15 protein-coding genes are annotated in these 18,771 nt (G+C 59.9%); 8 read left to right on the top strand and 7 right to left on the bottom strand.

Annotated elements, in window-relative coordinates; all coding sequences use genetic code 11:
- Positions 1–21 precede the first annotated feature (21 nt).
- The 4 genes from ACZ9HU_RS11545 (at position 22) to ACZ9HU_RS11530 (ending at position 5,171) form a co-directional block, all read left to right on the top strand.
- Positions 22–954, top strand: coding sequence for a VOC family protein (locus tag ACZ9HU_RS11545; protein WP_476105065.1), 933 nt, complete (start codon positions 22–24; stop codon positions 952–954).
- Complete coding sequence (locus ACZ9HU_RS11540) at positions 932–2,011, top strand: fumarylacetoacetate hydrolase family protein (protein ID WP_476105064.1); 1,080 nt, start codon at positions 932–934, stop codon at positions 2,009–2,011. The genes ACZ9HU_RS11545 and ACZ9HU_RS11540 overlap by 23 nt, the downstream gene beginning before the upstream one ends.
- Positions 1,999–2,583, top strand: a complete 585-nt coding sequence (locus ACZ9HU_RS11535) for a cytochrome b (RefSeq protein ID WP_476105063.1) — start codon at positions 1,999–2,001, stop codon at positions 2,581–2,583. Before ACZ9HU_RS11540 ends, ACZ9HU_RS11535 begins: the two co-directional genes overlap by 13 nt.
- A 134-nt stretch (positions 2,584–2,717) precedes the next feature.
- On the top strand, positions 2,718–5,171 hold the full coding sequence (locus ACZ9HU_RS11530) for a TonB-dependent receptor (protein ID WP_476105062.1): 2,454 nt from the start codon (positions 2,718–2,720) through the stop codon (positions 5,169–5,171).
- Positions 5,172–5,245: 74 nt separating this feature from the next.
- On the opposite strand, the gene ACZ9HU_RS11525 is transcribed toward ACZ9HU_RS11530, so the two are convergent.
- Together ACZ9HU_RS11525 and ACZ9HU_RS11520 are read right to left on the bottom strand one after the other, a co-directional pair.
- Positions 5,246–5,938 (bottom strand): spermidine synthase, encoded by a 693-nt coding sequence (locus ACZ9HU_RS11525; protein WP_476105060.1) that lies wholly within the window; start codon positions 5,936–5,938, stop codon positions 5,246–5,248.
- A 135-nt stretch (positions 5,939–6,073) separates the two neighbouring features.
- Positions 6,074–6,523, bottom strand: coding sequence for a tRNA (cytidine(34)-2'-O)-methyltransferase (locus tag ACZ9HU_RS11520; protein WP_476105058.1), 450 nt, complete (start codon positions 6,521–6,523; stop codon positions 6,074–6,076).
- A 136-nt stretch (positions 6,524–6,659) separates the two neighbouring features.
- Between ACZ9HU_RS11520 and ACZ9HU_RS11515 the strand changes: the two genes are divergently transcribed.
- A complete protein-coding gene (locus tag ACZ9HU_RS11515) occupies positions 6,660–8,402 on the top strand; it encodes a sensor domain-containing diguanylate cyclase (RefSeq protein ID WP_476105056.1) in 1,743 nt (580 codons plus the stop codon).
- Positions 8,403–8,594: 192 nt separating this feature from the next.
- Complete coding sequence (locus ACZ9HU_RS11510; RefSeq protein ID WP_476105054.1) at positions 8,595–9,269, top strand: HIRAN domain-containing protein; 675 nt, start codon at positions 8,595–8,597, stop codon at positions 9,267–9,269.
- A 39-nt stretch (positions 9,270–9,308) separates the two neighbouring features.
- On the opposite strand, the gene ACZ9HU_RS11505 is transcribed toward ACZ9HU_RS11510, so the two are convergent.
- From ACZ9HU_RS11505 to ACZ9HU_RS11490, 4 genes are all read right to left on the bottom strand, one after another.
- Positions 9,309–10,685: an alpha,alpha-trehalose-phosphate synthase (UDP-forming) gene (locus tag ACZ9HU_RS11505; RefSeq protein WP_476105053.1), complete on the bottom strand. Its 1,377-nt coding sequence runs from the start codon at positions 10,683–10,685 to the stop codon at positions 9,309–9,311.
- Positions 10,682–12,466 carry a glycoside hydrolase family 15 protein gene (locus ACZ9HU_RS11500; RefSeq protein WP_476105051.1) on the bottom strand — a complete coding sequence of 595 codons (1,785 nt, stop codon included), beginning with the start codon at positions 12,464–12,466 and terminating at the stop codon, positions 10,682–10,684. The genes ACZ9HU_RS11505 and ACZ9HU_RS11500 overlap by 4 nt, the downstream gene beginning before the upstream one ends.
- Positions 12,463–13,254 carry a trehalose-phosphatase gene (otsB, locus tag ACZ9HU_RS11495; protein WP_476105050.1) on the bottom strand — a complete coding sequence of 264 codons (792 nt, stop codon included), beginning with the start codon at positions 13,252–13,254 and terminating at the stop codon, positions 12,463–12,465. The genes ACZ9HU_RS11500 and otsB overlap by 4 nt, the downstream gene beginning before the upstream one ends.
- A gap of 186 nt (positions 13,255–13,440) precedes the next feature.
- Entirely contained in the window at positions 13,441–15,855 is a 2,415-nt protein-coding gene (locus ACZ9HU_RS11490) for a TonB-dependent receptor plug domain-containing protein (RefSeq protein ID WP_476105048.1), read from the bottom strand.
- 413 nt (positions 15,856–16,268) lie between these two features.
- Here ACZ9HU_RS11490 and ACZ9HU_RS11485 point away from each other — a divergent pair, with 413 nt between their 5' ends.
- The gene (locus ACZ9HU_RS11485) at positions 16,269–16,634 is read left to right on the top strand and encodes a glutathione S-transferase N-terminal domain-containing protein (protein WP_476105047.1); all 366 of its coding nucleotides are present in this window, start codon (positions 16,269–16,271) and stop codon (positions 16,632–16,634) included.
- 4 nt (positions 16,635–16,638) lie between these two features.
- Here ACZ9HU_RS11485 and ACZ9HU_RS11480 read toward each other — a convergent pair whose 3' ends face one another.
- The gene (locus ACZ9HU_RS11480; RefSeq protein ID WP_476105045.1) at positions 16,639–17,520 is read right to left on the bottom strand and encodes an alpha/beta fold hydrolase; all 882 of its coding nucleotides are present in this window, start codon (positions 17,518–17,520) and stop codon (positions 16,639–16,641) included.
- 151 nt (positions 17,521–17,671) lie between these two features.
- Here ACZ9HU_RS11480 and ACZ9HU_RS11475 point away from each other — a divergent pair, with 151 nt between their 5' ends.
- A complete protein-coding gene (locus ACZ9HU_RS11475) occupies positions 17,672–18,760 on the top strand; it encodes a helix-turn-helix transcriptional regulator (RefSeq protein ID WP_476105043.1) in 1,089 nt (362 codons plus the stop codon).
- The last annotated feature ends 11 nt before the right edge of the window (positions 18,761–18,771 follow it).

Genomic DNA, 18,771 nt, shown 5'->3' with positions numbered 1-18,771 from the left:
TCTTCCATCGGGAGAACAGATATGGCGATCAAAGGCCTCCATCACATTCATCTTGCTGTTCAGGATTTACCGGGCGGCGTTGCTTTTGCACAGGATTTCGGACTTCATATTGCCGATGTCCTGGGCGCTCGCACTTACCTGCGCGGTCTTGGACGTCATCCCTACCTTGTCGTGCTGGAACGAGCGGCCCAATCGGATTTCCGCGGTCTTTCGTTTGAAGCCGACAGCCGGGCCGATCTCGACAGAGCCATTGCCCGGCATGGCGCGGGTGCGATCCGCGAACTGGACGGCCCGGGGGGCGGCATTGCGGTGGATCTGCGCGATCCCAACGGCTTTGCCATTTCGCTCGTCCATGGTGTGGCCGATCGCACGCCTGATCCGTTGCCTCCGTCGCTTTTGCTCAATCAAGGGTATGAAAAGCCGCGCATCGGCAACGCTCAGGAAAAGTCGCCGCTGGGGCCGCCGCCGGTCATCCGTCTGGGCCATGTGGGCATCTATGTTCAGGACTGGAAAGCCGCCGACGCATGGTATCGCGACGTTCTTGGCCTGATCCCCAGCGATCTGATCCACGTGGGCGACGAGAACGTCAAGGTCGGCGGCTTCTATCGCCTTGATCGCGGCGATGAATTTGTCGACCACCATGTCGTTGGCATGTTCGGCCTGCCCGGCAAGCAAGGGCTGCACCACCTGTCATTGGAAGTGCCCAATTCCGAGGCGCAATTCATGGCGCACCGTTGGTTGGCCCAGCGCCAGCGCAACGAGGTCTGGGGCGTAGGCCGCCACCCGTTGGGCAGCCATGTCTTCGACGTTTGGAAAGACCCCAACGGCTTTCGTTACGAAACCTTCTCCGACACCGATTTGCTGAATGCCTCAGCGCCTGCGGGCCTGCACGCCATTCAGCAGATGGAAATGGACCTATGGAGTGACCGCGATGTCCAAATCTACTTTGCATGACCTCAAGCCGAAGCCGGCGCCCCAGCCCGAAGGCATCCATGAAGCCACAGGCCTGATCAAGGGCAGTTTTGGCATCGGCACTTACCGCGCCCATGGCAAAGTGTTCCCCGGTCTGGTTCAGGCAGACGGCGGGGTCCACGACCTTTCCTTGCACTATGCCGACACGCTGGCGCTGTTCGAGGATTGGGACCGCGCGCTCGATCTGCTGGCCGATATGTCGGCCAAGGATGCCGGGACCGACCTGCGCTTTGGCGATGTCGAATGCCTGCCCCCGGTCTCGCGCCCCAACATGCTGTGCGCCGGGTCCAACTATCGCCAACATGTCGCCGAGATGATGACCTATAACAAGTTCAATCAGGACAAGCGCTTGCCCGGCGAAAGCGATGAAAGCTTCTTCCTGCGCAATCTGGAGGAAGTCGACCGCCGCGCCCGCGAAGGCATGCCCTTCTTCTGGACCGGGCTGCACAGTTCGCTGTGCGGCGCGAATGACGAGATCCCGCTGCCGCTGGTGGGCGAACATCCCGATTGGGAACTGGAATTTGCCGCCGTTGTCGCCCGCACCGGCCGTTATATCCGCCCCGATGATGCGGGCGATCTGATCGCGGGCTATGTGATGGTCAACGATCTGGGCACCGTGGACGAATTCCGCCGCGCCGACGTGCGCTGGGGCCATGATTGGGTCAGCAAGCACCAGCCCAACTTCAAACCCGCCGGGCCCTTCATCGTGCCCAAGCAGTTCGTGGACCGCTCCAAGGTCCAGATCCGCATGAAGCTGAATGGCCAAATCATGCAGGATTGGCCGATCAGCGACATGATCTTCGAGCCTGAACAGATCTTGTCTTATGCATCGGAACGTATCCGCCTGATGCCGGGCGATTTCCTGCTGACCGGCTCGCCTCCGGGCAATGGCGCGATGCACAACAACCGCTGGATGCGTCCGGGCGATGTGCTGGAAAGCGAGATTACCTATCTGGGCCGTCAGACCAACAAAGTGGTGGCCGAAGAAACGCAGGGCAAGCCGACCTATGGCCCCTTCATCACGGAATGGACGACGTGACCGGCGCCATCCTGCCAGAAGCTGAGCCGACTTTGTCGGCTCAGCAATATACAAAAACCGCCGCGCTGCTGCATTGGATCATCGCGGCGCTGATCCTGGCCAATCTGGTCCTGGGTTTCATGTGTGGCTGGCTGGAATTGGCGTTTGAAGACACAATCATGAATCTGCACAAGGTTATCGGACTGCTGGTTCTGGCGTTAAGCTTTCTCCGGCTGGCATGGCGACTGAGCCATCGCCCGCCCGAACCGGTCAATACCGCGGCGTTGCAGCGCAGGGCCGCCGGGGCGGTCCACTTTGCGCTCTATGCTTTGATGTTGGCCCTGCCGTTTTCGGGATGGTTGGTGACATCCAGCTTTCCCAAGCGGCATCCCATCAGCGTCGGCCTTTTCGACCTGCCGTTCCTGCCCGTCGGCCCCAGCCTTGCGCGCGCCATGTTTGCCCATGGTGTTCACGAGGCGCTCTCGTTGGTCATGCTGGGCTTGGTGATGGGCCACATTATGGCGGCGCTCTATCACCAATTGGTTCTGCGCGACGGGCTGATTGCCCGCATGCGCTTGGGGAACGATGGCTGAGTGCATCCACCTATCCACGCCATCTATAAATGGGCTCTATGTTATCGATTTGACTGAAAGCGGCATCGGCCGATTAAATAGACCTGCAAAAAACGAACCGAAATGATCGGCGCAAAACCCGTTGGGAGGGAACAATGAAAGCATTATTACTGGTATCGACCGGTTTGGCATGCGCACTGTCGTTTGGCATGCCCGCTTTGGCCCAAGACAGCAAGGCCAATGCAACGCCAGCCAGAGATGGGCTGGCCGAAATCGTCGTGACGGCGCAGCATCGCTCGGAATCCTCGCAAAGGGCTGCGGTTCCGCTGGATGTGGTTTCAACCGCCAAGCTGCTGAATGCGGGCGTAACGTCAAGCACCGCGCTCAATGCGGCTGTCCCCTCGCTGTACGTCAGCCGGGGCGGCGGCGCGAACACCAGCTATTTCATTCGCGGCGTGGGCAATTTCACCAACAATGGCTATACCGATCCGGCCATCGCCTTCAACGTGGACGGCGTCTATTATGGCCGCCCCGGATCGACCATCGGCGCTTTTTACGATCTGGACCGGATCGAAGTTCTCAAAGGGCCGCAGGGCACCCTCTATGGCCGCAATGCCACCGGCGGCGCGATCAACGTGCTGACCGCCAAGCCGATATTGGGCAAATGGGCGGGGCGGGTTGCGTTGGGCTATGGCAATTACAACGCCATTGACGGCGAAGCCTTCATCAACGCGCCGCTGGGCGAAAACGCGGCGCTGCGCATCAGCGGCAAGGTGCTCGACCGTGACGGTTATTACAGCGACGGCACATCCGATGAAAAAGGGCACGCCGTGCGGGCACAGGTTCTGGCCAACCTGTCCAGCAATCTGACGGTCCGGATTATCGGCGATTATTCCCATATCGGCGGCATGGGGCCGGGCGCTACCTTTACCCACAGCATCAGGGCAACGCCCGGATCTGCGGCCACGGCCACGTCGCCGGCCAATTACACGATCACGCCCACCGGCCTTGATCCCCGCTCCGGCCTGCTCTCGCCCAGCAATGCTGCGTTCTTCTCGAACGTGTTCATTGGCGGGCCGGGCATCAACCCCGCGCCTCTGAACAGACCGTTTGTCCACAATGACTATTACGGCATCAGCGGCGAGTTGACATGGCGCACCGGCCTTGGCGATCTCACCGTCATTCCCGCCTATCGCAATTCCAGAGTGCGCAGTCTGTTCAACGGTCCCGCCTTTCGCGGCGGCCTGGTCCATGAAGATTCCGATCAATTCACGTTGGAAGCGCGCATCGCGGGCAAGCGGATCGGACCGGTCGATTGGCAGATCGGCGGGTTTTATTTTGACGAACACGTCAACGGTTCGCAGGTATTCAGCCAATATACCGTCAATTCGTTCCAGATTTTTCGGGCCAACAACAAATCCAGCGCCGCCTATGGCCGACTGACCCTGCATGCCAGTGATCGCCTGCGTCTGGTCGGCGGGATCCGCTTTACCAACGATGACAAGACTTTTGCGGGCGACGGCAAGAACCTGATCCAGATCTGCTCGACCCAGCCTTCGACCACATGCCTTGGCGGCCCGTCGGTTCCCGTTGCGCTGACCTATGCAGACCTCTCACGGATGATAACGCTGCCCACTTTGCCCGGACCGGCTAACGGGGTGGCGTTTGGGTCCACGGGCAATCGGCTTTTCTATACGCCGGTGGTCAACAATCAGAAGCTGAACCGTAACCGGACCACTTGGCGCGGCGCGGTGGAATTCGATGTTGCCCCGCGCTCGTTGCTTTATGCCAGCTATGAAACCGGCTTCCGTTCGGGCGGCTTCAACTTTGCGCTGGGCCGCGAAACCTATGAGCCGGAATATATCACCGCGTGGACGTTGGGTATGAAGAACCGCCTGTTTGACAACCGGCTTCAACTCAACCTCGAGTTGTTCCGCTGGAATTACACCAATCAGCAAGTGGCCCATTTTGGGCTCGATTCCACCGGCGGCAATTCGTTCTTCACCGAAAATATCGGCAAATCCCGCATTCAGGGCGTCGATGTGGATGTTCAGTTCAAGGCCGCCGCCAACACGCTTTTGCGCGGGTCGGTGCAGATCCTCGATAACAAGCTGACCAGCTTTACCTACAATACACAGCGCAACGCCACCAACAACGCGCTGCCCCCGGTTGTGGGCTGTGCCACATCGCCGGGCACCGCGCCGATCCCCGGATCGACCACAGGCGCCACAAGCACGGTTTGGGTCGTAAACTGTTCGGGCAATCCGGGGTTCAATTCGCCCAAACTGGCGTTTAACGTCGGTATAGAACAGACCTTCCCAATTGGCGCCTATGATGTGGTCGCCACCGTTGATGGCCGTTATCGGTCGAACCGCGTCACGTCGTTCGAATATCTGGCCTTTGAAAACTCAGGCGCCGATTTCACGGCGGATGCCTCGCTGCGGTTTGCGCCGCGCGAGGGCAGGTGGTCCATCACGGCCTATATGCAAAATATCGGCAATCGCCTGATCCCGACATTGTCTCAGTTTGCAGGGACAACCGGCAATGTCGTCGTGACCAGCTATGGCGCGCCGCGCACCTATGGCTTGAGGGCAGGCTACTCGTTCTGAACGAGCAATCGCGGCCACTTGGGGGGGGGCAGGTATTTCGAGGCCCGGCGCGCACATCGCCGCCGGGCCTCGGATCAAATGGCTTTGCCTAATGTTGCGAACCAGATTACGTGCTTGGCGCCCTTGCCGTTGCCGTGCTTGTCATAGCGGGCAAAGACCGTAACCTCGTCCACCGTAAAACCGGCGGCCTTGAGGCGTCGCGTAAAGGCTTCGTCACGCGCCGCAGACCAGATGGCCAGCACGCCGCCGGGCCGCAAAGCCCGGCCCGCCGTGCGTAAGCCCGCGCTGGCATAGAGCCGATTATTGCCCGCGCGCACCAATCCGTCGGGTCCATTATCAACGTCGAGCAGAATGGCATCAAACCCGCCCGGTGAGTTGGCGATGACATCGACAACATCGCCCTGCATGATTTCAACGCGTCGATCATCCAGACATCCGGCCGCCACCTCGGCCATCGGCCCGCGCGCCCAGGCAAGGATCTCGGGCACGATTTCCGCCACAGTGACCCGCGCGTCATCGGGCAGCTTGGCCAGCGCGGCACGCAAAGTGAAGCCCATTCCATAGCCGCCGATCAACATGCGCGGCCGCGCCGCACCGGCGATGCGCGTACAGGACATGACGGCCAACGCCTCTTCGGAGCCGCGCATCCGCGTGCTCATCAATTCGTTGCCGCCCAGCACGATCATGAAATCGCCGCCATGACGAAAAAGGCGTAATTCCTCGCCATCGGGCACCTGTGCCGTGCCAATCAACTCACGCGTAATCATACCGGTTCTCCTGCCGGCTGCCCGGTCGCTGCGTCCTTTGGCCAAGGTCAATGGAAATTACAATCGTCCAGTCAGTCGATGGATCGCACAGCTTTGCCTGTTTGGGGCCGTCACACAGGCAAGGCGGCGACTTCCTCAAGGCAGGCTGTTTGTCTGACGCAGCGCTTCGCCAAGGACGATGGCCGCGGTGGTGGCAAGGTTCATCGAGCGCACCTCTGGCCGCATGGGGATGCGTATGCGGGCGTGACAGATGTCGGCCACTTCGGCCGGAACGCCCGCGCTTTCCTTGCCAAATAACAGAACGTCATCGGCCATGAATTGGAAATCATAGGCAGAGGCAGAGCTTTTGGTGCTGAGCAGGACGAGGCGGCTGTTGCCTACCGTGGGCAGGAAGGTCTCGAAACTGGCATGGCGGACAAAGGTGACATGGTCGATGTAATCCATCGCCGCGCGGCGCACGCGCCGGTCGTCCCAGGCAAAGCCCATGGGTTCGATCAGATCGATCTGCGCGCCAAAGCACGCGCCAAGGCGCAGGATGGCGCCGACATTTCCCGCAATTTCCGGTTCGAACAGAGCAATACGCATGGCGCTTCCTTGGCCTTGGCCGGGCGGTCAGGCAAGATGGGATGCGGCATTTATTCACCATCGGGCGGCAGGATTTTGCAGGCCGACGCCGGAATCAAGCACATTGTTAACTGTCCTACTATATCGATTGTCATCGATGAATGCTGACCGATCTTCTTCCTTTGGATTGCCTTATGGTCTTGGTCGCGCGCTTTGGGCGGGGCTGGCCTATTTCTGTCTGGCGGCCATCACCATTGCCCTGACCAGCGATGGGCGCAATGATGCGACGATCTGGGTGGCCGATCCGGTTATCCTTGCGCTTTTGCTGCATTTACCGCGGGCGCAATGGAAGCCGGTGCTGATTGCAGGCCTGATCGCAAACCATCTGGCCAATGACGTGATGCGTGGGTTTGAATGGGGCCATATCCTGTACGGCGTCATCAATATGGGGCAGGTATGGGTCGCGGCCACCTGTCTGCGCCCCAGACTCACAACGCCCAGCCTGTTGTCGGATGTGCGCTCGCTGGGTGATTTCGTGCTGTGGGCGGGGGTGATTACGCCCGCGGTCGGGGGCGTTTTGGGGTCATTGGTGACCTTGGTGATCTATCAACAACCCTTTGTTCCATCCTTTGTTCGCTGGTTTTTCAGCAACGGGCTGGGCTTTCTGGTGGCGACGCCCTTTTTCAAATCGATCTGGGATGGGTCCTATGTCGAATGCTATCGCATAAAAACCGCGAATGAGCGGATGCGGATGATGGGCTTGCTGGCCGGATATACGGTGTTGGTAGCCCTCGTCTTTATGCAAACGGCGATGCCTTTGCTGTTCCTGCCGGTCAATGCGCTGGTCTTGCTGACCTTTCCTTTGGGCCGTCAGGGGGTCAAGGTCGCGATTGTCATTACCGCGCTTGTCGGCGCACTGGCCACCATGGAGGGGCATGGTCCGATTTCCTTGATGCATGGCGATCTTCTGGCCAAGTCTGTCTTCTTTCAATTCTATCTGATCATGACGTTGGCCACGTGTTTCACGGTGGCGGCGATCATTGCCTCGCGCGCGGAATTTTCGGCCAAGCTCAAGGATCGGGAAAATTCCATCCAGATGATTCTGGCCAACAGCCCCGATGCGGTTCTGGGTTTTGATGCCGAAGGTCGCTGCATCTTTGCCGGTGGTCCGACGACGGCGCTGCTGGGTGAGGATTCGGAAAAGCTGACGGGGCGGTCGCTGTGGCAATTGGCCGAAAAATGGCCCGATCTGGCCCCGTTCCTGCAGCGCAGGGAAACAGTGGTCGAATTGCAATCCCCACAGGGGCTTTGCGTCGAAGCCTCCTTTACCCCGCTTGATCAAAATGCGGGCGGATCCGGGGCGGTGGTGACGTTCCACAATATCACCGTGCGGGCGCTGCGCGAACGTGAACTGGAAAAGAAGGCCTATACCGATGACCTGACCCAGGTTCTCAACCGCGCCGGTTTCCACCACAGCGTTCAGGAAGCGATCCTTGAGGGACGCAAATGCACGCTGGCGCTGATCGATGTCGATCATTTCAAATCGATCAACGACCGCTTTGGCCATAACAGGGGCGATGAGGTTCTGGCCAAGATTGGCGAGTGCCTGCGCGTTGAGACGCGATTGACCGACGTTGTCGGGCGTATCGGCGGCGATGAATTCGCGGTTCTGTTCAACACGGATGCGCAAACCGCCGAAAAAGTGTGCAACCGCATTCTGGATAAATGCGGCATTCTGACGGCCTCGGTGCGCGACGGCCAGATGATGCACGTGACGCTCAGTTGTGGCCTTGCCGAAATGGTGCCGGGCTGGACCAAGGCTCAACTTTTCCGCAATGCCGATGAAGCGTTGTATGAGGTCAAGGGCGCGGGGCGCAACGCGGTACGCCTGCGAGCGTGAAGTATTCAACATGCGCCGCAAGGCCATGGGCGACGACATAGTCGTGGTTGCCATCACGCATGTTCAAATCCGGCATGATGTGGCTATTTGGGGATAGTCTATAGTTAGACTTGCCTTGATGGACCTATTGGCACTAGGCGCCCGTCAAGTGGATCGCGGCAACGCCGATCGCAGCCAGACAAAGGGATCAGCATGTTCAGTTTCTTGAAGCGTTTTTTCGGCAAAGTGGTGCAGTGGGCGCAAGCTCCGGCCATTGACGCGCCTGAAACGACACAGGATGACGTGCAGAGCGAAGGTTCGCGGATCGATACGCTGCGCCGCGCTTCGGTCCTTGCCGAAAGCCAGCCGGTTGAGTTTGCGCAGTTTCAGCCCGAACCGGCTGTGATTGAGCCATATATTCCGGGGCCGGGCGCTCATACGGAAGCCCCGCAGCCCACGATTTCGGACGATTTCCTGCGCGGTTCGGTCTTTGACGATGATGACGAAGAAGAAGAACTGCCCGGCGACAAGGCCAATCTGGGCATGGTGCCCAGCATCGGCAATCCCTATGCCTATATGATCGGTCTGGTTGATGAACAATATCATGCCGAAGCGGTCCATGACCTGCGCGAAGGCACGGTGGTGACGCTGGAACTGGAACCGGGCAATCCCCATGATCCCGCCGCCATTGCCGCGGTTGACCCCTATGGCCGCGTGATCGGTTATGTCAGCCGCGACAGTTGGCTGCGTGAGGCGGTCTATGGCGGCGGCTCGGGCTTTTCGGCCAAGGTCCTTGCGGTGGAAGAAGGCAGCCGTGGCTTTGCCGAAGTGGTGCTGGAGGTTGAGCCCAGCGAACAGCCCTTGCTGGAACGCGCATACGAAGGTTGAGCATATAGGCCCCCGGCGCGACGGGGGCCATTGTATGCGTCATGCGGGGCAAACCGGCACATCTTTGAGCGCATCGGTAAAGCGCTTGAGCCACCACATGACGTCTTCCTGTTCCACGCCCGCCATCAGGCGTTCCCAGCGCTGAATCCTCTCGGCCAGAGGCATGGTCAGCGCGCGGCCCAGAGCGTCGGAAATTTCCTCGGCGCTGTGGGGGTTGACCAGAATGGCGTCGGTCATCTGTTCGGCCGCCCCGGCAAAGCGGGACAGGATCAGGACACCCGGATCGGCGGGGTTTTGCGCGGCCACATATTCCTTGGCCACCAAATTCATGCCATCGCGCAGCGGCGTGACCAGACCCACCCTGCTGGCGCGATAGACACCGGCCAGCATGTCGCGCGGATAGCTTTGATTGACATAGCGGATCGGCACCCAATCGAGCGCGGCATGGGCGCCATTGATCTTGCCCGCCAGACTTTCCAGCGAACTGCGTATGCGCATATAGCTTTCCACCGCGCCGCGTGATGGCGGAGCGATCTGGAGCAGGACGACATTCTTGCGCTCGTCGGGATGTTCGGTGAGGAAGCGTTCATAGCCGAGGAAGCGTTCTTCCAACCCCTTGGAATAATCGAGCCGATCAACACCCACGATCAGATTGCGTCCGACCGCGCTTTCACGCACCCGTTCAAAAGTTTCCCGCGCCTTTTCACTGGCGGCCAGTCCGGCAAATTCATTGGCATCAATGCCCACCGGACAGACGATCAACCGAACCCGGCGCCCGTTGAGCGAGAGAACCTTGTTCTCATCCACGACCCCGCCCAATTCCTCCCGCGCATAATCGCAGAAGGATTCCAGCCATTCATTCGTGTGAAAACCGATCAGGTCATATTCCAGCAAGCCTTCGACCAGTTGCCGCGCTTCGGGCAGGGTGGAGAGCAGGCGGCGCGCAGGCCATGGAATATGCAGGAAAAAGCCGATGCGATTGGCCACGCCCCGCTTGCGCAATTCCTTGCCCAGCGGGAACATGTGGTAATCCTGAACCCAGACAATGTCCTCATCCTCGATCAGGGGGCGGACGGTGTCGGCGAAACGTTCATTGGCCCGTTGGTAGCCACCGGCAAAACTGCGCTCATATTCGGCCAGATCGATGCGGTAATGGCACAGTGGCCAAAGCGTGCGATTGGCATAGCCGTTGTAATATTCGTCAATATCCTGTTCTTCCAGATCGATCGTGGCGGTGGTGACGCCATCGACCCGCTGGAAATTGATATGGCCGGTGAATTCGGGCGTTTCCTGACCCGACCACCCGAACCATATGCCCCCATGTTCGCGCAGGGCCGCCGAAAGCGCGACGGCCAGGCCGCCTTGATTGCCGCCGCCGGGGCTGACGCGGTTGGAAATGACGATCAATCGGCTCATCGGACACTGTTCCATGGTTTGCTCAACAGGACGGCACAGTTGATCAAGCCGACAAGCGAGTAGGTTTGCGGGTAATTACCCCAGAGTTCGCCGGTGACGGGATCAATGTCTTCGGACAGCAGACCGGCCGGATTACAGCGGCTCAGCATTTCCTCGTAAAGGGCGCGGGCCTCGGCGCTGCGTCCGGTCAGATGCAGCGCTTCGATCAGCCAGAAGGTACAGACGTTGAACGCCGTTTCGGGCAACCCGAAATCATCCTCCGTCGCATAGCGCAGCATATGCGATCCGCGCCGCAGCCCCGTTTCAATCGCCGCCAAGGTCGAAACAAAGCGCGGATCATCGGGGGCCAGAAAACGCAGGTCCAGCAACTGGATCACACTGGCATCCAGATCATCGCCCGAAAATGTGGCGGACATGCGCTGTGTTTCGGGGCGCCATGCGGATTCTTCGATCCGGTCGCGGATATGGGCTGCGCGTTCGTTCCAATGGGTTGCGCTCGCCTCCAGCCCCAAGGCCGCGGCCGCATTGCCCAGACGGTCGCACGCGGCCCAGCACATGGCCGCGCTATAAGTATGGACCGATTGGCGGGTGCGCAATTCCCAAAGACCTGCGTCGGGCTTGTCGAACAATTCCCACGCACGTTCGCCGATTTTTTCCAGCGCTTCGAAATCGGCCACGCCGGATTGGCGCAACAGGCGTTGATCGAAAAAGGCTTGCGTGCTGGACAGGATGATCTGGCCATAGGCGTCGTGCTGGCGCTGGATATAGGCGGCATTGCCCGCACGCACCGGCCCCATGCCGCGATAGCCGCCCAGCTTGTCAGCAAAGCCTTCCTCCAGCCGCGCTTCGCCCAGAACGCTGTAGAGCGGTTGGACATCGCCGCCCTTGGTCGCGTCCACAATGTTGCGCAGATAGGTGAGATAGGATTCCAGCACATCCAGCGCGCCAAGCCGGTTGAGCGCCTGAACCGTATAATAGGCGTCGCGGATCCAGCAGTAGCGATAGTCCCAATTACGCTGTGACCCGGCATGTTCGGGGATCGATGTGGTCAGCGCGGCAACGATTGCGCCCGTTTCCTCATGCTGGCACAGTTTCAACGTGATGGCCGAACGGATCACCACATTCTGCCATTCCAGAGGGATGGCCAGACCGCGTACCCATTTGCGCCATTCATCCTTTGTCGCGGCCAGCATTTCATCCAGCGTGGCCGGTATCTCGCCCGAAAAGCTTTCATCCGGGCCAAGGAAGAAATGGAGGGGATGTTCAAGGCGGAACGTCAATTCCTGCGCCACCAAACCGACAGGCGCCGTCGTGCTGAGGCGCAGCGTCGTCGCTTCGGTGGGATAGCGGATATGGTTGGACCCGCCAATGCGGGCCTGTGACGGGCAGCCCCAATCGCCGGTCGGGCGAAGGCGCACCGTGATCCGGGGCGAGCCGGACACGGGCCGCACGATCCGGGCAAAGGCGCCGGGGCGATAGCTGCGCCCCAGTCGGCGGAAATAGGGGCAGAAATCGGTAATCTCGATCTCACCCCCATGCTCGTCGCGATGGCGGGTGATCAGGATGGGCGTGTTGCGCACATATTCCTGCGTGGTTTCAACACAGCCTTCCAGATCGATGGCCCAGAAGCCCGTGTCGGGCTCCTCACCGCCGACCAGAGCGGAAAAGACCGGGTCGCCATCCACGCGCGGCACACAGCCCCAGACGAAGCGCCCCGCCGTGTCGATCAGCGCGGAAACCTGACAATTGCCGATGGGCCAGAGGTCGAGGGTCTGGGTCACGCTACAGCCTCCTGCAGCCATGCCTTCAGCGCATCGGGCGAGGGCAGGCCATATTGCGCGGCGGTGCTGCGATGCGGCCCGATCAGAATGCCGTAACCGCCCAGCGCGCGAACCGCGCCGAATCCGGGTTCATCGGTCAGATCGTCGCCGGCAAAGACCGGCGTCGTGCCCTGCATCATCGGGCGATCCATCAGGCGGGTGATCGCGCTGCCTTTGTTGCCGCCGGCGATGCGCAATTCGACCATCATCCTGCCATGCTGGACCATCAGGCCAAATTCTGAGGCCAAGGCCTCGGTCAGAGCATGAGCCGCGCCTTCGGCCTGCGGCATCAGGCGGTAATGCAGGCCGACGCCGAAACTCTTTTCCTCTATCAGAACCTGCGGATAGGCTTCCACGAACAGTTTCATGCGTTCGGCGGCCAGATCGAGTTCATGGGGGCGGTTGGGGCGGGCAGAAATGCCATGCCATCGGTGTTCACAACCATGGCTGCCGGAAAGGGCCAGTTCGGCCGCCATGGGGCCGATGATGCGGTCGATCTGCTCAATAGAGCGGCCCGATATGATGGCGAGGCGACCGTGCAATTTTTGAGAAAGCTTTTGCAAAAGCTCTAATAGATATTCATCTGCCCGAACAGATTCCGGATCATCGACCAGGTCGAGCAAAGTACCATCGAGATCCAGAAAAAGTGTAGCTTCGTCCAGAAGGTCGGCTGGCGGGGGGGACAGCTTGTCTTGTACGCTAGCGATTATTCTTCTCCGGCTGAGGGCGAAAGAGTCGGGAAGCGACATCTTTTGCCAAAGGCGATGCTGGGTGTTGCAACTGCCTGCGGATAGGAAATGCGACGAACCGTTGAATGTTCCCGCCCGTCGCCCTTTGCGACGATGGGGTGAGCCTTGGGCGCGATCAACCGAGCCCAAAAGAAAAGCGCCCCGCACAAGGCGAGGCGCTTTCCTGTTTCAGCTATGCCTATCCGATTACCAGTTCAGGCTCAGCTTGGCATAGAGATAGCGGCCGTTGAAACCCCAGGGCGAGTAATACGGGAACGCAACCGCGCCATTGGTGGCCAGCAGGTTGGCCGGGGTCTGCTTGGGATAGATGTCGAACACATTGTTCGCACCCACCGACAGGCTGGCCATCGGCAGAACCTTGTAGCGCGCTTCCAGATCGATGATCGTCTTGCGCCCCGTGCTCAGATCGCCAGCCGCCGTCGAGGAAGGCTGGATCACATTGCCATAATAGGACGCACGGGCCGTCGCGCCCAGCTTGTCAAACGACCAGTCGACGCTGCCGACCAGCTTTTCGCCCGGCGTGCCATCGGTGATGGTCAGGATACGCTGACGCGCAAACAGAGTGGAAAGCGACGAGGTGGGATAGCTGTCAACGGTGATCTTGTTGATGTTGGCCGCCGCCGTCAGGTCAAACGTGCCCACCGATGCGGTGCGCAGCTTGTAATGGCCGACGATGTCGATACCCTTGGTCGTGGTGTGCAGACCATTGATAAAGAAGCGGGCTGCCGACACGCCATAGGTTGCCTGATCAGCGCTCGACAGGTTGATGTTTTCCGACAGGCCCAACTGGTCGCGGATCTTGATGATATAACCGTCGATGGTCAGGTCAAAGCCACCCTTGCGGAACACCGCGCCTGCCGAGAAGTTGGTCGACTTTTCAGGACGCAGCGCCTGACCGCCCAGCGCGCGCGCGATGTTGCTGGTCGAGGGGAAGGTGCCGGTTTCCACGATCGTCGGCACGGTCTGGCCGGGCAGCGTGGTCAGGACCGAAGCGGTCGAGGTGAAATACTGCTGTTGCAGCGAGGGCGCGCGAAAGCCCGTCGACACCGTGCCGCGCAGCGCGAACCAGTCGGCAATATCGGCGCGGGCCGAAAGCTTGCCGGTGGCAATGTCGCCAAAGTCGGAATAATGTTCGCCGCGAACCGCTGCGCCAAAGGTGAAGATGCTGGGCAGCTTGGCTTCGAGGTCCAGATAGATCGCGTTGCTGATGCGGCTGGTCTTCAGAGCATTGCCCGCCTGAAAGCCGATGAAGCCCTGCGCGCCGCTGGTCAGAACAGCACCGCCGTTGGGGCTGTTGTTGACCGGACCGCGGTTGTACGAGGTCGGCTCGCCCGCGATGATGCGATAGCCTTCGCGGCGCACTTCCACGCCCCATGCCACGTTCAGGTCGGTCCCGCCCAGCTTGTACAGCTTGGCCAGATCCATGCCGCCAAGAGCCTGATCATAGATCATCGCGCCGTCATAGAAGCTGGTCTGCGAGGCCGCGCCATAGGTCGAGTTGAGCGAACCCTGGGTGCGATAGTCCAGACGGTTGCGGCCATAGGAAGCCTTGATCGTCGCGTTCCAGTCGCCCATCTGGCCGCGCACGCCCGCCGTCACGGTCAGGTCCTTGGACAGGACCTTGATCTGGGGCAGGAAGCCGTTGGGATAGATCGAGAGAACATTGTTCACATTGCCCGGCTCACGCGCAAAGGCCGAACTGGTGCTGTCACGGAACTGATAGCCGCCAAAGGCAAACGCGGTCCAATTGGTGTCGCCGATCGGCAGCGCGGCGTTGACGTAGCCGGTGCCCTGCAAAACCTTGGGATCGCCGATGCGCGAACGCACCACCGCCGGGGTGGCCGGGGTCAGTGCGGTCGCCGTCTGGGTGCGCGTGTCGAGGTCCGAACGGGCCGTCAGGCCGCGATCCAGATATTCGCCCGTGACGGTCAGGAAGCCGCCATTGTTGCCCAGCTTGAAGCCCTGCCATGCGCCAACGGTCAGCGTGCCGCCGTCCGAGATGTGACGCGACGAACGGGCGCCGTTGAACTGCGTGTCATACTGACCATAGGAAACGGTCGCGCCGCCGCCATGGCTGGCTTCGCGCAGGCGCAGGTTCATCACGCCCGCGATGGCGTCCGAACCATACTGTGCCGAGGCGCCGTCACGCAGCACTTCGACCTGCGACAGGGCCAGGGTGGGGATGGTGTTGAGGTCGACAGCCGCCGAACCGCGACCCACCGAACCGTTCACGTTGAGCAGGGCCGAGGTGTGGCCGCGCACGCCATTGATCAGCACCAGCGTCTGGTCAGGCGAAAGACCGCGCAGCGTGGCGGGACGGATCGAGTCCGTGCCATCGGTACCGGCCGGGCGGGGGAAGTCGATCGAGGGGGCGACAGCAGCCAGCGAGGCACCCAGTTCGGTCGAACCCTGATGCGAAAGGCTTTCCAGCGAGAGGACATCGACGGGGGCGACGGAGTCAAGCTTGGTGCGGTTCTGGGCGCGGGTACCGGTCACGACGATGTCGGTGGCGGGTTCATCGGCGGCCCATACGGGGGTGCTGACGGCCACCGCCAATGCGGAGCCGACGCCAGCCAGAAGGGCTTGGCGGAGGTTGGTCATAGAAATGTCCTCATTCACTTGGCGAAGAAATTTATGTTTTTTCGATCGCTTGCCGGGGGGCGGCTCACGACCGGCATCTCTCCTAGACCCCGTTTGTCGGGCAGGACAACCAACAAAACATGGATTGTTACCAAGGAATCGGCTTGCAAGCGGAAAAAGGCGTATAAGGTGACATTTTTGCCGCAATTTTTGTTCTTTTGGCAGAATCCGTTGCGGCTTTATGCGCCAATATACGATTGCACATGAGGATAGATGTGCGACATATATGAACGGGATGACAGGTTTGTCGCGCTGTTCATCCGCTCTGTTTCCGGCTTTTCACCGCGTCCCGTGTGACGGCGCGTGCCAGGCGGCTTGACAACCCATAGCATAGACGGTCGAAACGGGGCCTTCCCTCAAGCAGGATGTCCACCATGAGCCACACCGACTTTCGCCCTGTCGTCTATCTCAAGGATCGTTGCCCGTGGTCGCTTAAATTCCGTCTGTTCCTGCTGGAATCAGGTCTGCGCGATAATTTCGAATTTCGCGAATTTGCCCCCGGCGATGATCGTGAAACGGCTATCCGCGAGGAATTGGGCCAGCATTTTGAACGGCCCACATTCCCCACGGTTCAGGTCGCACCGGGCGTCTATATGCGGGAATCGGACGATCTGATCGCCCATTACGCCGCGGCAAATGGTGTCAGCCTGACCGACCTGCCCACGCTGGACCAATATGTGCGCGGGCCATTGGTGACGATTGCCGAATTGCGTGCCGAGATTGCGCAATTAAAGAACTGACCGATCAACCTTGGGCCAGAAATGCCTTCAGGTCGCGCATGAAGGCGTCAAAACGATCATGGTGGGGCCAATGGCTGGCCTCATCATATTCGATCAGGCGCGCGTTGCGGAAATGATTGATGCGGCCATCCGTGACAGGATTGGGCATGAAACTCTCGCTGCCCTGAATGAACAGGATCGGGCATTCGACGGCCTGCCACAGGCTTTCGACATCAGCCTGTTGAAAATCGACGGCGGGAAAGATGTTGAGCCGGGGGTCGAATTTCCAGCTATAGCTGCCGTCCTCATTCCGGCGCAGCGCGTGATGCGTCAAGTGGCGCACCAGTACCTCGCTCAGATGGCGGTTCTTTTCCCGCATCCTTTCGCGGGCTTGCTCCTCGGTTGCATAACGGCGGACCTTGCGCAGCGGCGCGGCGCGGTGCAGGGCCACCCATTCGCGCATCCGCGCGGCAAAAGGTGTGATGGAAAGCAGCGAATTGGCTTGCTGCGGGACACTTAACCCTTCGATATTGACGAATTTGACCACCCGTTCGGGATAGATACCGGCAAAGCGCGTGGTGATCATCGCGCCCAGAGAATGGGCGCAGATCGTCACTTTGTCCTGTCCCAAAGCCTCGATCAGATTGGCAAAGTCAAAAATATAGGCCGCCATGTTATAGGCCGCATCGACCGACCAGGCGCTGTCGCCATGACCGCGCAGGTCGGGCGCGATGACATGCCATTCATCGGCCAATTCGCGCGCGATCCAGTCCATCGAACGGGCATGATCGAACCCGCCATGCTGAAGGATCAGCAATGGCGCGCCATGGTTGCCCCAGTCCAGATAATGCAAACGCAGGTTTTGGCTGGTGAAGAAACAGGATGTGGGTTGCCGATTATCAGTCATTGACCACCCATGGGCGAGACGGCAACCGGCGTCAACCAAGACAAAAATCGCAGATTTTCGGCCTTTTGGCCCCGTGGAACCCATTGCACGAGGGGGTGACGAAGGTTAACCTGACACTGTAACAGGGGGAAATGCGATTCCGATTCAGGCTTTGGCGGAGGCATTTCTTGCCGCGCCATTTTCGGATGATGGGTGGGACAAGGCGTTGCGGGCGCTGGCCAGCGCGACAGGATCGTCGCGCGCGCACTTGATTGCCATGAATGAGCGCCACGCCCGGTTCAACTGGATGACCGATGCGCCGCTTGAATATGGACAACTTTTCCTTGAAATCGAGGCTTATAAGCCCGAAGTCAATTACCGCATCGGCGCCATGGCCGCGCCGATGGAGGTTTCGTTTGAACGCGACTACGACCATTCTCGCCAGATAATGGGTACGAACGAGGTCTATCTGGACCATGTGCGCGAGATGGACGGCGAATTTGGATGTCAATCGGTCCTGATGCGCAATGATCAGTCCATGATCGGTCTGGCCATGTTGCATGGCCAAGCCGATGGGCTGACGACGATTGAGCAGCGTGATTTGTTTGCGCAATCCTTGCCCCATGTCCTTTCGGCGGTCAGGTTGCAAAACGCGATCGATCATCAGGGGACCGATCTGCTGTGCGGTTCGCTCGAAACGATGCGGGCGGCTGCGGTGTTGATTGATGGGGTGGGGCGGGTTTGCGCGTGTACGCAATCGGCCGAACGTACTTTGTCCGCAGGGGTGCTTCAAATCGTTCACGGACAATTGCATGCGGCCTCTGCATCCTTTGACCGGCATCTTCAAAATGCCATTGGCGCGGCCATTGCCTTGCAGCCTATTCCTGCCCATGATCTTTGGGTGCCGCAGGTTTCCCCGCCTCTGTTGGTAGAGGTCAATGCCTTGCCCATGCGGCCGTGGAGTTTGGGCTTTGCCCCGGCGGCCATTGTTACTTTGCGATCGCCGGTTCGCGCCGATCAGATCGACGGCTCGGTTCTGGCCGATGCTTTGGGTTTGACGCAGGCCGAAGGGGATGTGGCGGCGATGGTTGCGTTGGGCCAAAACCGCCAGATGATTGCCGCGGCCCGTAACACCAGTGTTCAGACAGTGACCACCCAATTGCGGTCGATTTTCCAGAAATGCGGGGTCAGGCGTGAGGCCGAACTGGTCAGCCTTGCGCTTCAGGTCGGGCAATTGGCCCGCGCCGTAAACAACGTTTGAAAACAGAGCCT

This window comes from Novosphingobium sp. Sphag1I, from assembly GCF_056279125.1.
This window is presented reverse-complemented; position numbering and strand designations above follow the sequence as displayed.